This window comes from Methylomonas subterranea, assembly GCF_024505185.1.
GTDB classification, from domain to species: Bacteria; Pseudomonadota; Gammaproteobacteria; order Methylococcales; family Methylomonadaceae; genus Methylomonas; species Methylomonas subterranea.
Window position 1 is genome coordinate 49,537 of sequence record NZ_JANIBJ010000005.1, and the last position, 14,571, is coordinate 64,107.

Consider the following 14,571-nt stretch of genomic DNA (forward strand, 5'->3'; position numbering starts at 1 on the left):
TCCGTTCATCACCTGCATGATTCGGTCGTTGATGAACTTGCAGTATTATGCGATTTGCCATCCGAATGTGGCAAACGCTGACATTAAGTTCTAGGGTTGTAAATAAGCGCAAATTTTGCCGACGTGTTACGCAAGCATGGACGCAACGAAGGCTGTGTGCCATGGGAACCGCCCGAGCTATCCGGGCATAGTCTCGAGTCTAAATCCACTTGGTTTGAAATGCTTGTATTTTGCTAATTATTCAGTCTAAACAGCGTAGATCAAACGTAGAATAAGCGAAGTGCATCCGTCATGGTGGATGCGTGGGGCATATCCACCCTACGCTTCACAATCGCTGAACAGTGACGAATTTTGGTTTCCTGGCCCGGTCGGTTTGAAAAAAAGCCTAGGCATAGTGGCTGCAGGGGCTTTTTTATGCGTTTTAGTTTGGACGGCGCTTAGGATTTCGCCCCTAATTCTACTTTGTCAGATTCTTAAAGGAATTCGTCATTCCGGCAGGGATTGCCGGAATACAGGCTCCATGGATGGACCGAAGCCTGCCATCCATGGCGCTGGATGCCCGCTTCCAGGCAGGCATGACGGCGGTTTTTAAATGTGACAAAGTAGAACTAACTTCCCTATTTATATTCCTCACCCTAACCTTCTCCCCGGGGGAGAAGGGACTGATCGGCTTTTACGACAACCTTCGGTGGGAGAGGGAATAGATTGCGGAAGTCATTGTGGGCGGAAATCCTTAATACACATCTCTGACGTAACGTTTGTCTTTTTTCAGTTGGTTGACGTAATCCACGGCTTGAGTGACGGTTTTGTTACCGTGCAGGCGGACCACGTCGTGCAGGGCTTGGTCGACGTCCTTGGCCATGCGGTAGGCATCGCCGCAGACGAAGAAGTAGCCGCCTTGTTCCAGCCAGGCGTATAACTCGGCGCCGTGTTCCAGCATGCGATCCTGCACGTAGATTTTTTCCGCCTGATCGCGGGAAAACGCCAAGTCCAGTCGGGTCAGCAGGCCGCTGGCCCGCATGGCTTCGATTTCGTCGCGGTAGATAAAATCGGTAGCCGCGTTGCGGTCGCCGAAAAACAGCCAGTTTTTACCGCTGGCGTTGCGGAATTCGCGTTCCTGCAGAAAAGCGCGGAACGGGGCGATGCCAGTGCCGGGACCGACCATGATCATCGGCAGACTGTCGTCGTTGGGCACCCGGAAATTGTTGTTGGGGGTGAAGAAAATTTTCACTTCGCCGCCTTCGCCGGCCAAATCGGCCAGATAGGTCGAGCACACGCCTTTATGTTGGCGGTCGTGGGCTTGGTAACGCACGCTGGCCACGGTCAAATGCACGCTGTCCGGATATTTTTTACCGCTGGACGAAATGGAGTAGGCGCGGTGTTGTAGCGGCTTCAGCAGGCGTAAAAATTCGGCGGCGGAAAATTCCACGGCTGGGAATTGCAACAGCAGGTCCAGGGTGTCGCGACCCCACAAATAGTCGTTCAGTTTGTCTTTGTTGCCGGCGCTCAGCAAGGCGTTGAGCTCTTGGTCGCCGGAGCGTTTGGCGAGTTCTTCCAGCAACTCCTTGCTGGGTAGTTTGATTTCAAACTGGGTGCGCAAGGCTTCCGACAGTTTCATCAACTCGCCGTTGACCGGTTCTTCTTCATCGCCAGCGCAACCCAGGGCTTTTAATATGTCGGCGACCAGTTCAGGACAATTGGTGGGAATTACGCACATAGCGTCGCCGGCTTCGTAGCTCAGGCCGGAACCGGCTATGGAAATTTCGTAATGGCGGGTTTCCTTGGAGGAATCCAACGCCGTGAGGATTCGGTTGACGCTGAGTTTGGCCGGGAATGGGTTTTTCCGGTTATAAGTGGATTTTCCGGCATGGTTTTCGGTATCGATGACCGCAACGGTGGCGGCTCCTTCCGCCATCAGCGGTACCACTTCGCTGATCCATTTTTCCGCCGGTGCTTCGAAATCGACGTCACAATCGACTCGTTCGAACAGGCGTTTGCCGCCCAATTCTTCCAGGCGCTTGTCCCAATCTATACCGGCTTGGCAGAATAAGTCGTAGCTGGTATCGCCCAGAGCCAATACCGAATACTTCAGGTTTTCCATGCGCGGCGCATCGCTGCCGCTGGCGGCTTCCCACAGCATTTCGGCATTGTCCGGCATGGCGCCTTCGCCGTAAGTGCTGGTGATGATCAACAGGTATTCCATTTTGGCCAGTTGGCCGATTTCCACTTCGTCCATGCTTTTGACGATGGGCCGTAAGCCATGGCTTTTGGCGCTGGCGGCGGCATCGTTGGCCAATGATTCGGAATTACCGGTCTGGCTGCCGAACAGAATGTGCAAGATGCGGGCGTCCGCCTGATTAACGCTGCCGGCACTGTGCAGCATGTGGCTGTGCATGCCGGCGAAAAAGCCGCTTAGCCAAGCGCGTTGTGTGTCACTGTAAGGGGCGTTTAATGGGATAAAAGGTGCTTTCATTTGGTTACCAACATTTGAGCCGATTCTGTTCGGGTCGATAGCTATACATTTCAAGGTGGGCGGGGTTGAACGCAAGCGCAACCCGGCCCACCTTATCGGTTTATCAGGCCGCTTCGTTTTCCAGCATGTCCTTGACGATGGCCAGGCTTTCCAGGCTGGCCAGATTTTTATCGATGGACGGTACCCCGGCCAAGGCTTGACGGTTGAGGGTGTCCTGTTCGATGATCCAGGCGGTGGAGCCGATGGAATAAATGCTTTGCACGTCTCGCAGCATCAGGGTGGTTTTGTAGTCGTTAAGACGTTTTTCCGCCATCAGAGTCGCCAGCTGAGCGTCGTCGTATTGGCTATAGGCTTCGCGGATATTCTTGATCAAGGCATCCTGCAATTTTCGCGGTCTTTCCATCACCAACTTGCGCGCATGCCTGTCGATTAGGGCCTCGCTCAATGGTTGGCCGGCTTTATTGAGTTGATCCCTGGCAATTTGTTGTGCCTTGTCGACGACGGCATAGCTGTTGATCAGCTTTAAAGTCAACTCGCTGTCGATGTCGCCGTAGCCGGGGATGGCGCCGTTGAATAAGGTGGTGTTATTTTTATAAGCCTGTTTGATCAGCTCTATCTGCTTCTGCGCGTAGGCCACGGACAGTTCTTCTATCATGGTCTTGCGGTCCATGGATTGACTGAGGAACTCGGCGGTTTGGGTTCTGTTCAGCCACAACGGCAGCGCGAATTTGAAATGTCGGCGCTCTTGCGGCCAGTTGCTCAGAATGGTTTTGGCTTTTTCCGAACCGGTATGTTCGATGTGTTGCTCCAGCATGTACAGAATGAATTGTTCATGACTGGCCGCGACATCGGTATCGTCGGTCAGGCTGTGAATGCTGACGGAGGTTTTGTCGTACAAATCCCGCAGACGGTCTTCCGGATCGTATTGGTAGGCGTTGCCGCCGGACATGCCAGTGCAGAAGCCTTTACCGAAGCCGCCCAGATTCAAAACCGCGCCGTTGATCATGTATTCGCAGCCGAAGTCGCCGACGCCTTCCACGACGGCCATGGCGCCGGAGTTACGCACCGCGAAACGGTCGCCGGCTTCGCCGTTGATGAAGGTTTTGCCGCCCGAGGCACCGAACAGGGCAAAGTTGCCGATCAGCACGTTCTCGCCGGGTTTTTGCGAGCCGCCGCCAGGCGATTTGATGACGATGGTGCCGCCGCAAGCGGTTTTGCCGACGCCGTCGTTACAGGTGCCGGTGTGTTCCATGCGCATGCCGTCGTTATTGAATGCGGCATAACTTTGGCCGGCGGAACCGTGGGTACGGACGATGATGGTGTCGTCGGCCAGATAGCGGCGGCCATGCTGGTTGGTATAGATGATTTTGGAACCGGCCAGTTGGTCGGCATTCAGGCCGTATTGCAGCATACGCTCCAGGTCGATGGCGGTTTGTCCGCCCACCGTTTTGTTGCGGTTGTTCAGCTTGAACTCGTCGCCCGCGACGATCACCTGTTTTTGGCCTTGTTCGAACAGGGCCGTTTTGACTTGGGCGAATATTTTGTCGTCGATGGCAAAATCCTTTTCCAGATAAATCGGTTTGTCGATTTTGATTTCCTGGATTTCCGCCAGTAGTTTATGCAGATGAATTTGGCCGACCATGCTGGAATGGTTGATCAGGTGCAGCAGTTCGGTTTTGCCACGAATTTCCCGCAGACTGCCATAGCCGAGGTTGGCCAGAATTTCGCGGACTTCATGGGCCAGATTCAGGAAAAACTGCGCCAGTACCCGCGGGTCGCCCTTGAATTCTTCATGGGCGGTGGTCAAGCCGGCCGGGCAGCGGATGTTGCAGTTTTTCGCCATCACGCAGCGCAGCATCATCAGCGCGGTGGTGCCGAATTCGAAGGAGTCGCCGCCGAGTATGGCGGATTTGACCACGTCGACGCCGTTTTGGTGGGCGGCGCTGCAGCGCAAGACGACTTTTTCCCGTAAACCGTTCGCCGCCAGCGCTTGGTGCACCTCGGCAATACCGATTTCAGGCGAGCGGCCGGTGTTTTTCAGGCTGGTAACCGCCGCGGCGCCGGTGCCGCCGGTGTTGCCGGCCACGTTGATTACATCGGCACCGGCTTTCGCCACGCCCACCGCGATGGTGCCTATGCCTTCGGACGATACCAGCTTGACGACGACTTTGACCCGGGCAGCCTTGGCGTCGTGTATCAATTGACCCAAATCCTCGATGGAATAGGTGTCGTGATGTGGCGGAGGGCTGACCAGTTCTACCTTGGGCGTGCCGCCGCGCAAGGCCGCGATTTCCACCGAGACTTTAGGCGCGGGTAATTGGCCGCCTTCGCCGGGTTTAGCGCCCTGGCCGATTTTGATTTCGATTTCTTCTATGGTCGGGTCGGCCAGATAGCCGGCCCAGACGCCGAAACGGCCGGAGGCGAACTGTTTGATTTTACTGGACCGCAACGTACCGAAACGGCTGGAATGTTCGCCGCCTTCGCCTGAGTTGCTTTTGGCGCCGGCAATGTTGGTACCCATGGCCACGGCTTCGTGTGCTTCGGCCAATAAAGCACCATGGCTCATGGCGCCGGAAGCAAAGGTGGGAGTAATTTCGTGCGCGGCTTGAACCTTGTCCAGGGCAATGGCTTCGCGGGCCGTGCGTAGATTGTTCAAATAATGGTAAACGAGGCTGTCGCTGTCGTTGACGCGCAGACTGATAGCCGTGTTTTCGACGCTCAGGCCGAAATCGTTGCCGGCGAAGCGGGCTTTCAAATGCTCGGCCAACTGTTCCAGACGGGCCTTGCTGTTGTCGTTGCTCAGACTCAACGTAAAGACGACGCCGTTGCTTTTTTCGACTCGCAAGCCGCGCACCAGGAAATTATTGTTTCCGAGTAAGTTCTGACTGCCCAACAGACGGTCGAAATCAGCCGTGCTGTTGGCTGCGGTAATATCGACCGGAAAATCCATCACGTCGCGTAATGCCGCCGGACGATTGGCCCGTTCCTGTGCCAGATTGCGGCTGAAGCTGCGGTAGGCGGGGGTAATGCCGAACGCGTCGATTTGCTCCGGCGTGCGTTTTTCGTAACCGAAATCCAGGTAGGCGGTGTCGCTGGCTTCCGCGGTTTGTTGCCGCGGAACGTACAGAATCGCCTCGTCGGTCATGTTGATATATTCGCGCACGGCCGTGTTACCGAAGGTATGGCCGGCGCCTTCCTGACGCTCTTTGAACAGGCCCAGGAACGGGATATCGTTTTCGTCTTTGACGGACAAGGCTTTGTGGTGCCATTCGCTGGCGCTAGCGGCGATATCCGCATAGCGGACGCCGCCCACGGAGGCGTTGATGTTGGGGAAATAAACCTGTAGCTTGGGTTCGTCGGTATCCAGATAATTGGATTCGAAGAATTCGCCGCCGATATAACTTTCCGCCGTACACAGGCCGAATTTGCCCATGGTTTTCATCAGCGATTTTTCCACGCCTTTCTGGAAGTTGTACAAGGCTTTTTGTCGGGATGCGGTGTCGCCGTATTCGGTCATCACCCGGTTGTGCACGCTCAGCGGACAAATAGCCGAGGCGCCGAAGCCCAGTATGGTGGCGACGTCGTGCGGGCTGGCGGCTTGGCCGGTTTCCAGGATCAGCGACGAGTTGAAGCGCAAGCCGTGTTTCACCATATGCTGGTTGGCGGCGGCGACCATCAACAGCGCGGGGATAGCGGCTTTGCTTTTACCGATGTTGGCGTCGCTCAAAATGATAATTCCAACATTGCCGCGGGCGGCTTGCTCCACCTGCTGGCAAACATTTTGCAGCGCCAGTTCCAGGGCTTTTTCGTTTTGGACCGCATCGTCGAAGTCAGGCGTATAGAGCATGTCCAGCGTGACGGTTTTGACCTGGGTTTGCCGGCGTATTTGTTCAAGTTGGGTGCGCTGCAGGATGGGCGACTCTATCATCAGCTGCTTGCTGTGGCTAGGTGCGAAGGTTGGTTTGGCGCCGAGCGCTACACGCAAGGTCATACCGTCGCTTTCGCGCAACGAGTCCAGGGGTGGATTGGTGACTTGCGCGAAGCGTTGGCTGAAGTAGCGGGACATGCCGCCTTCCGCCGCGCTCAAGGCGTTCGGCGCCAAACCGTAGCCCATGGCCGAGACTTTTTCCAAGCCGGTTTGCAGGATGGGGTCGAGCAGGAATTTAAAGCTTTCCTGGTTCAACGAATAGGCGGTGTGACGTTGGTCGATATTCAATTCGTGATCGTTGCCGATTTCGGACAGGTCTACTTTGGGTAGGTCGTTCAAGTGTAGGCAGCGCTCCGCCAGCATGGTTTTGTAGTCTTTCTCCTTGGCCAGGCGTTCCATGACTTGACGGCTATTGTAGGATTGGCCGGTGGCGTGGTCGAAGTACAGCATGCCTCCGGCTTCGATGCGGCCGCGGTACAGCACTTCTTCGGGCGGAAAGTCTATTTGGCCGGCTTCCGACATTACGGCCAGATATTCGGTGGTTTCCACTGAACGCAAGGGGCGCAGGCCCAGCCGGTCCAGGCGGGCGCCGACTCGGATGCCGTCGTTGAAAATCAATGCGGCTGGGCCGTCATTTTTTTCCTCGTACAGACTGAAGAACTCCAGCATGGCACGGACTTCTTCGGACAAGGTGGGGTCGTTTTCCCAGGCCGGCGGCATCATGGCCAGAATGGCGGTCACGATATCCAGCTCGTCTTCGTTAATGCGGCGGGTCAGGGTTTGGTCCAGTCGGCCGGAGTCGGATTGTCCGCAAGGGAATACTATATGTTTGTTGTTTTGACGGGCGATGGCATTTTCGCTCAGGCGGTTTTTCTTGTCGGTGTTCAATTCGCCGTTATGCGCCATATAACGGAAGGGCTGGGCCATCATGGTGGCCGGCGCGGTATTGGTGGAAAAGCGGGTGTGAAAAAACAGCGTGCTGATTTCGTGGTCGGTATCGTATAGATCGACGAAATAAGGGATTACCTCGAATGAATTCAGGCGGCCCTTGTAGACCTGAGTGCGGGAACTCATGGACAATGGGTAGAAGCCTCGCAATTCGGGTCTGCCAAAGCCGTCCGCTTCTATGGTCAGCAACGCTTTTTGGATGTGGCGCTCGAATTCTTGGTGGCTGGCGTCTTTTAGCGCGGCTGGGCGACCGAAAATCAGTTGCTTGATCGGTAATTGCGCCTTAACGGCCGCGGCATTCAACACCGATTTGTCTACCGGTACTTCGCGCCATTTTATGACGGGCAGGTCGAACTCCTTCAGATGGCTTTCCACCAACTGTGTTGCCGTGGAGTCGTAATGGGCGTGGTCTTCCGGGAAAAAGAAATTGGCCACGCCGAATTGGCCCAATGCCAAGTTTTCGATACCGGTGATTTTGCGGAAAAACTTTAAAGACAAGTCGATGTTCACGCCAGCGCCGTCGCCAATACCCTCGGCGCTCATGCCGCCGCGATGCGGGATGGTACATAAGGCTTCGTGCGATTTGACCAGAAGAGCGTGTGTCTGCTTGCTGTCCTTGCGGGTGATAAAGCCTACGCCGCAGCTGTCTTGAGATAAATCGGCATCGTAAAGCATATGTATTGCGTTGTTTTTCTGGGCGTTATTGATCATTGCTATCCAGATCCTGTCTTGCTGGTTAATTGCGTCGCCGGGTAATTACCTTAAGGACAACGCCGTTTATGGTTTTTCTCGTTGCCGCGTGTTAGAGTCATCGAAAGCAGCAACAAACTTGCGAGTTTGTCCGAAATTTCAGTTGGTGAAACTTTCCAATCATAACACGCGGCGGCTTTCCTGTCATTTCATCAGCCATGTAAATACCGGCCGCGTTGTCAGACTAACGTTTTAATACTCTGTGACAAAATATGAAACAAGAATTTGATGTGGTGATAGTGGGCGGCGGTATGGTCGGTGCCGCGGTTGCCTGTTGCCTGGGCGGCAGCGGGCTTACGGTGGCGATTATCGAGGCTCAGGTACCGGAGGCTTTTTCACCCGATCAGCCCCATGATTTGCGGGTTTCCGCCTTGAGTATTGCGTCGCGGAATATTCTGGATGCGGTTGGCGCCTGGCGGGGCATTGCCTCAAAGCGCTATTGCCCTTTCAAGCGCATGCGGGTTTGGGAAGGCATGGGCGATACCACTTTTAACAGCGACGATATTCGTGCGTCCGAGTTGGGCTATATCGTTGAAAACCGAATTACCCAATTGGCCTTGCTGGAGCGATTGGCCGATTTTGCCAATGTCACGCTTTTGATGCCCGGGTCTATTGCCAGGATTGATTATGACGGTCATCAGAGCGAGGTGATGTTGGTGGATGGGCGGATATTACAAGCACGGTTGCTGGTGGCCGCGGACGGCGGCCAGTCTCGGGTCAGGCAGGCGGTCGGGCTGGGCGTCACCAGCTGGGATTACAATCAACATGCCCTGGTGATTTATGTCGAAACAGCCTATCCCCAGCAGGATATAACTTGGCAGCGTTTTGTGCCTAGTGGGCCGCAAGCATTTTTGCCCTTGACCGGGAATTATGGCTCGATCGTGTGGTACCAGTCTCCCGACGAGGTGCGGCGTTTACAGAGTTTGCCCTATGATCAGCTCAAAGACGAGTTGTTGGCGGCGTTTCCCGATTGTTTGGGGCAGGTCAATCAGGTGTTGGGGGTGGCCAGCTTTCCGTTGAGGCGCCAGCATGCGCAGAGTTATGTCAAGCAAGGCGTGGCATTGGTGGGTGATGCGGCGCATATGATCAATCCGCTGGCCGGGCAGGGGGTCAATATAGGTTTGCTGGACGCGGCCGCGTTGGCCGAGGTTTTGGTTGAGGCGCATGGGCAGGGTAAAAACATAGCCGACATGTCGATTTTAAAGCGCTATGAAGCCATGCGGCGAAATGAAAATTTGAAAATGATGACCGTGATGGACGTATTTTATAAATCGTTCAGCAACGACATCCCTCCGCTTAAACTCATCCGCAACTTGGGGTTGGGGTTGGCGCAACGGCTAACGCCGATCAGAAACAAGGTGATGAAGGCTGCCATGGGGCTGGAAGGGCGCTTGCCCAAACTGGCGCAAGGGAAAAGTTTGAATTTGGGTTGAGGTATTTGACTTGGTGAGACAGGTGACTCACTAAACGATGTTTTTTCCGGTGGTTTAATTTGACGAAACGATCACGGTTTTTATGCTGGACTGAATTACACTGACCTCGACCCTCAAGATTGTTTTTTATTTAACAACCGAGATAGGAAGCATCCCTTTTGAACAATAGAATTTTCTCATAACAGGGATATGATCAAACCTCAAATTTTAGATGATGCAGGTGGTGTAACATGAAAATAAAAAGATTATATATAGCGGGGATGGTGTTGCTAGCGGTGCCGGCTTTAATCTACATGGGTGGATATTTGCGGGATGATTTGTTAGGAATCATTAATAAAGATATTGAGCAAACACCTCCGGCAGCCGGCATTCCCGATAAAAAGTGGAGAGCAGGGCAAATACTGGTTAAGCCCAAGGCTGGTTTGTCTGATAGAGAATTTAATGATGTTTTGAGTAAAAATCAGGGTAAGGCGGGAGAAAAAATCGGTAGTTTACCCCTGCACGTGGTTTCGGTGCCTAAAAATGCCGAAGAAGCGGTCGTTCGGGCCTTATCAAAAAACCCGCATATTGAATTTGCCGAACTTGATATGTTAGTGCAACTAACCGAAACCACTGTCAACGATCAGTATTTTTCCATTGCTTGGCATTTGCCTAAAATTCAGACGCCCAGTGCATGGGACGTCACAAAGGGTGAAGGAGTTACCATAGCCGTACTGGATACGGGGGTTGATGGTGGTCATCAGGACTTGGTCAATCAACTTCTTCCCGGCTACAACGCCGCGGATGGAAGCGGCACAACCTCCGATGTCATGGGGCACGGCACGGCTGTGGCGGGCACTGCTAGCGCGCAGACGAACAATTCCGTGGGCGTTGCATCCATTGCATGGGGAGCGAAAATACTCCCTGTCAGAGTCACGAATGATCCCACCGGGGCTGCATATTACAGCGACATTGCCCGGGGCTTAAACTGGGCGGCTGATCATAACGCCGATGTGGCTAATATAAGTTTTGATGGAATAAGTAATAGTGCTTCCGTAACTACCGCTGCGCAATATATGCGCGGAAAAGGTGGAGTGGTTATAGCTGCGGCTGGAAATAGTGGAATAGATCCTGGTTTTACTGATAATCCTTACATCATTTCTGTTTCCGCGACTGATAGCAATGATGCCAAAGCCAGTTGGTCTAATTATGGCAGTTTTATCGATGTCGCCGCGCCAGGGGTTTCAATTGCCACGACAAAAATGGGGAATGCCTACAGTAAGTGGAACGGCACATCATTTTCCTCTCCGGTTACCGCTGGCGTTGCTGCTTTGATTATGGCGGCTAATCCAAATCTTACTCCTGATGATGTTGAGAAGGTTTTGAAAGAATCAGCTGACAAGATTGCGGGCACCGATTTTCATCCCTATTTCGGTAATGGCCGTGTGAATGCGGCAGCGGCGGTACAACTGGCGTTGAATACCACATCCAAGGATACGGTTCCGCCGATGGTAAGTATTTTTTCGCCCACTGCCGGCAGTGTGATCAGCGGAATATCGCAGGTTGATGTCAGTGCTAGCGATAACATAGGCGTTAGCGAGGTGTCGCTGTTCGCCAACGGTGTATTGGTGGGAACGGATAACGTAGCGCCGTATCAATTTAGCTGGGATAGTAAAGGTGTTTCCGATGGTAGCGTGGTACTTACTGCTTCCGCGAAAGATGCGGCCGGTAATCAAGCGTCTTCCGGTAACGTATCGATCACTGTAAAAAATCAAACGGCACTGGCGCCGCAAGATCAATCCCCGCCAACGGTTCAGATAACCAACCCTGGAAATGGGGCAAAGGTTACTGGAGTGATCTCCGTCAATGTTGCGGCGAATGACAATGTCGGGGTTGCCAAATTGGAATTGTATGTTGATGGCAAATTGGTCAGTTCCACAACATCAGGTTCTTTGACATACAAATGGAATACTAGCAAAGTTGCGTCAGGTGCCCATGTTATTTCGAGCGTAGCCAAAGATAAGGCAAATAATATCGGCCAAACGAGTATTCAGGTTAGTAAGTAATTTTTATAAACGCTGAATTATAAATAGTTTAATTATGATAGCCGGCAAATACTTTGCCGGCTTTTTTACGCAAATTGAATGCTTGGGGGAATTTTGCAAAACTTTGATCAAACTTTGGTTCGTGGTTTTGCGGGCTGGAACAAATTGTCTCGGGATAGCTTAATCTTATCTGGCTGATATTGACCGTTTGGGTCTGATTTGCGGGAGTAAAGCGCGGTTGAATTCCGGACAAAATGCGTTTGAATTCCGGACAAGGAATAAACGCATAAATGGCTTGAATTCAGGACGCGAAATATTCACTCAAAATTCCTGATAATCAACTCGCGCGCGAGCTTTCTTTTTTCGCCGCCGCCGACGGTGTAATCGATACCGACCGACTCAATAAATAACCCATCAAACGCCTTTCGCATTTCCGGTATATCGTTAACCGACACAATCATCTTGCCTTTGATCGATCGCGCAAATTCGGCCATCTTGTCGTAATGCTCCAGACCGAAATCAACGCCATAACCTTCAGTGCCCCAGTAAGGCGGGTCAAGATAAAACAGCGTATGTTCGCGGTCGTAGCGACGAATACAATTGTCCCAGGTCACATGCTCAATAAACACGCGCGACAAACGCAGATGCGCCGACGACAATTCCTCCTCTATTCGCAGCAGATTCAACCTGGGTGGACTGGTCGTGGCCGTGCCAAAGGTCTGATTGGCCACCTTGCCGCCGAAAGCCATTTTCTGGAGATAGTAAAACCGGGCGGCACGCTGAATGTCCGTCAGGGGTTCAACAGGCGTTTGCTTGAGCCATTCGTAAATCTGCCGACTCACCAACGCCCATTTAAACTGCCTGACAAACTCCTCCAAATGGTGTTTAACGACCCTATAAAGGTTCACCAAATCGCCATTGATGTCGTTCAACACTTCGACTTCGGCGCGCTCCTTCATAAACAACAGTGCCGCGCCGCCGGCGAAGGGCTCCACGTAGCAGCTGTGATCAGGAAACAGGGGTAGGATATGTTTAGCCAGACGACGCTTGCCGCCTACCCAGGGAATGATCGGTTTTGCCATCGTAATCCTCATTATCAGGCGCTCGTGGCACTCGGGTAAGAGGCTCAATGGCCTTCAAATCGTTCAATGTCCCGCAACGGGTACATTTAATAACCAGACGTGTAAAGGCCGCTTCGGCCAATTTGCGGCCGCAATGACCGCAACGTATCGTTTCCATAATTGCCACTTTAGACTAGGCTTACACCGCTGTGTGCACAGCACGGTGCCTTGGCCTGAAGCAGCTCACCCCTGCGGATGGTGGCTGGTCTCGATGTTAGCGCATCGAGACACGTCGCACCGTTTAATTACTCGCCGAACACGGCCGGCCAATTGGCCAACACGTCATAACCCGACAAATCCTCAGCTGAATTAATAGCTGCTCTGTGAACCTGACTCGCGGCAAACACCAATGCTTGCTGCAACCCGGCGCTGCTGACTAAATCAAACGCCAACTGCGCGGTAATCGCCACCGGCGAACCATCCATCGTCGACCAATACACCGTTTGACCGGAAATGGTGATAGCGTCAGACATAGCCCCGCCAGCCGCCAGCAAATCACGGGCTTTATCTTTTAGCCCCAGGTGCTGTGTCAGGCTAAATTCATCGGAATGAAACCATTTTGTAATACCGCCGCCTATTTGCACCGGGAATCCTGCACGCCAACGCCGCGAGCGCTCGACATCCAAAGCCTCTAACAATTGCGCCACCGTAACAGGGGCGGACTCCAACGCATACGGCGGCGGCTCAATGCCCAATTCGGCGATTTCGTGGCGGCTGCCGTCTGGCAGGTAATACACTGCGCCGCGATGATCAGGCACATTGACCCAAGCGCCGCTTTGCCACACCGGCCAAGCGCCAGGCTCCGGCGTTGGCGCGACATCTACAGAGTGGGTGGGTGCAATGAATTGGCCTGGCACCAGCGGGCTTTCTTGCGCGTCATAAGTGCTGCGATATGCGCCCGTCGATGGGTCGTATAGATACACTGTTTTCATAAATTGCCTCAGAATTTAACGCAGAATTTGACACGGTGACCGGCGGCTTTGTTAAATGCGCCGCCCGTGGAAGATGTGGCCGTCAATACACCAGCCGCCTGCGATCCGCCAGCAAATGCAGGCGCTACGCCAACCTCGCGGTAGTAGTTATGCGTATGGGCAATCACCTCACCGATTGTCGCGGAACCGACGCCACCAACCCCAGCCTGCAAAACGGTATAATCCCCAGGCAGCCACGGCATCCCAAACGTGGTGGCGCCATCCCCCACACCCCATGGATACCCCTGCGCCGCGTAGACATCATGCAATTTGGCATAGGTGGCACGGGATAGATTTGTTTGCGCAGTCGGCAGTGCCAAATAACCATCCGGCACGGTCGGACCGGAAAATATTTTGATAAACCCCACATCATCGGACGCGGCAATGATTCCCTTGGCCGGGTTCATCAATACCCACTTATCCAACGTCAGGTCATAGCGCAATTCCGCCCAAAATCCTGCGCCGGCTATATCGCCCGCAACCAATGGCAGGTTGTTGCCCTTGACAATAGTCTTATGCGCAATCGTGCCATTATTCGGCGTAAACGTCGGCGTCGCGGTGGCATTGGGCGCCAAGGCGCGTACATATAGCGTCATCCCGTCAGCCGAACCAAGCCCGGTAATCGCCGGAAAAAACGCCGCCACAATCGCATCCGGCGCGCCCACCACGTCGGCGCTGGCCGCTTTATAGGTATCCGCCTGCACGGCGATTTTGGCCGCATAATCACCGCCAGGGTCGACGGCGGCAAATTTGGCCTGTAGGGCCTGCAACAATTGCCCGTTATTGCTCTTATTCAACGTGATTTCAGCCCACTGAATCACGTGCACCAACTCCATCTGCACCGCGTTCAGCCATTCGGCGGTAATCTCGGTCGGCGGACGGTTCAACAACGGGTCTTCCCAGACGAACATACCGGCCAAATT

Annotated in this window: 8 protein-coding genes; 2 read left to right on the top strand and 6 right to left on the bottom strand. The window is 53.6% G+C overall.

Going from position 1 to position 14,571, the window contains the following annotated elements:
• Positions 1-733 precede the first annotated feature (733 nt).
• Together NP590_RS03850 and NP590_RS03855 are read right to left on the bottom strand one after the other, a co-directional pair.
• Positions 734-2,473 (bottom strand): sulfite reductase subunit alpha, encoded by a 1,740-nt coding sequence (locus tag NP590_RS03850; protein WP_256600914.1) that lies wholly within the window; start codon positions 2,471-2,473, stop codon positions 734-736.
• Positions 2,474-2,576: 103 nt separating this feature from the next.
• The gene (locus NP590_RS03855; RefSeq protein ID WP_256600915.1) at positions 2,577-8,060 is read right to left on the bottom strand and encodes a glutamate synthase-related protein; all 5,484 of its coding nucleotides are present in this window, start codon (positions 8,058-8,060) and stop codon (positions 2,577-2,579) included.
• 251 nt (positions 8,061-8,311) lie between these two features.
• Here NP590_RS03855 and NP590_RS03860 point away from each other — a divergent pair, with 251 nt between their 5' ends.
• Together NP590_RS03860 and NP590_RS03865 are read left to right on the top strand one after the other, a co-directional pair.
• Positions 8,312-9,532 carry an FAD-dependent monooxygenase gene (locus tag NP590_RS03860; protein WP_256600916.1) on the top strand — a complete coding sequence of 407 codons (1,221 nt, stop codon included), beginning with the start codon at positions 8,312-8,314 and terminating at the stop codon, positions 9,530-9,532.
• A 230-nt stretch (positions 9,533-9,762) separates the two neighbouring features.
• Complete coding sequence (locus tag NP590_RS03865; protein WP_256600917.1) at positions 9,763-11,577, top strand: S8 family serine peptidase; 1,815 nt, start codon at positions 9,763-9,765, stop codon at positions 11,575-11,577.
• Between the two features lie 296 nt (positions 11,578-11,873).
• On the opposite strand, the gene NP590_RS03870 is transcribed toward NP590_RS03865, so the two are convergent.
• The 4 genes from NP590_RS03870 to NP590_RS03880 form a co-directional block, all read right to left on the bottom strand.
• Complete coding sequence (locus tag NP590_RS03870; RefSeq protein ID WP_256600918.1) at positions 11,874-12,638, bottom strand: DNA adenine methylase; 765 nt, start codon at positions 12,636-12,638, stop codon at positions 11,874-11,876.
• Positions 12,589-12,795 (bottom strand): Com family DNA-binding transcriptional regulator, encoded by a 207-nt coding sequence (locus tag NP590_RS20550; RefSeq protein WP_371927233.1) that lies wholly within the window; start codon positions 12,793-12,795, stop codon positions 12,589-12,591. Before NP590_RS20550 ends, NP590_RS03870 begins: the two co-directional genes overlap by 50 nt.
• Positions 12,796-12,922: 127 nt before the next feature.
• Positions 12,923-13,609, bottom strand: a complete 687-nt coding sequence (locus NP590_RS03875) for a DUF4376 domain-containing protein (RefSeq protein WP_256600919.1) — start codon at positions 13,607-13,609, stop codon at positions 12,923-12,925.
• A gap of 8 nt (positions 13,610-13,617) precedes the next feature.
• Positions 13,618-14,559 (bottom strand): phage tail protein, encoded by a 942-nt coding sequence (locus tag NP590_RS03880; RefSeq protein ID WP_256600920.1) that lies wholly within the window; start codon positions 14,557-14,559, stop codon positions 13,618-13,620.
• Positions 14,560-14,571 lie beyond the last annotated feature (12 nt).

What these genes read in the sequence shown, in the direction of transcription:
- NP590_RS03860 (WP_256600916.1), top strand. Translation starts at nt 8,312, where the DNA reads ATGAAACAAGAATTTGATGTGGTGATAGTGGGCGGCGGTATGGTCGGT.
- NP590_RS03855 (WP_256600915.1), bottom strand. Translation starts at nt 8,060, where the DNA reads ATGATCAATAACGCCCAGAAAAACAACGCAATACATATGCTTTACGAT.
- NP590_RS03880 (WP_256600920.1), bottom strand. Translation starts at nt 14,559, where the DNA reads ATGTTCGTCTGGGAAGACCCGTTGTTGAACCGTCCGCCGACCGAGATT.
- NP590_RS03870 (WP_256600918.1), bottom strand. Translation starts at nt 12,638, where the DNA reads ATGGCAAAACCGATCATTCCCTGGGTAGGCGGCAAGCGTCGTCTGGCT.
- NP590_RS03850 (WP_256600914.1), bottom strand. Translation starts at nt 2,473, where the DNA reads ATGAAAGCACCTTTTATCCCATTAAACGCCCCTTACAGTGACACACAA.
- NP590_RS03875 (WP_256600919.1), bottom strand. Translation starts at nt 13,609, where the DNA reads ATGAAAACAGTGTATCTATACGACCCATCGACGGGCGCATATCGCAGC.
- NP590_RS20550 (WP_371927233.1), bottom strand. Translation starts at nt 12,795, where the DNA reads ATGGAAACGATACGTTGCGGTCATTGCGGCCGCAAATTGGCCGAAGCG.
- NP590_RS03865 (WP_256600917.1), top strand. Translation starts at nt 9,763, where the DNA reads ATGAAAATAAAAAGATTATATATAGCGGGGATGGTGTTGCTAGCGGTG.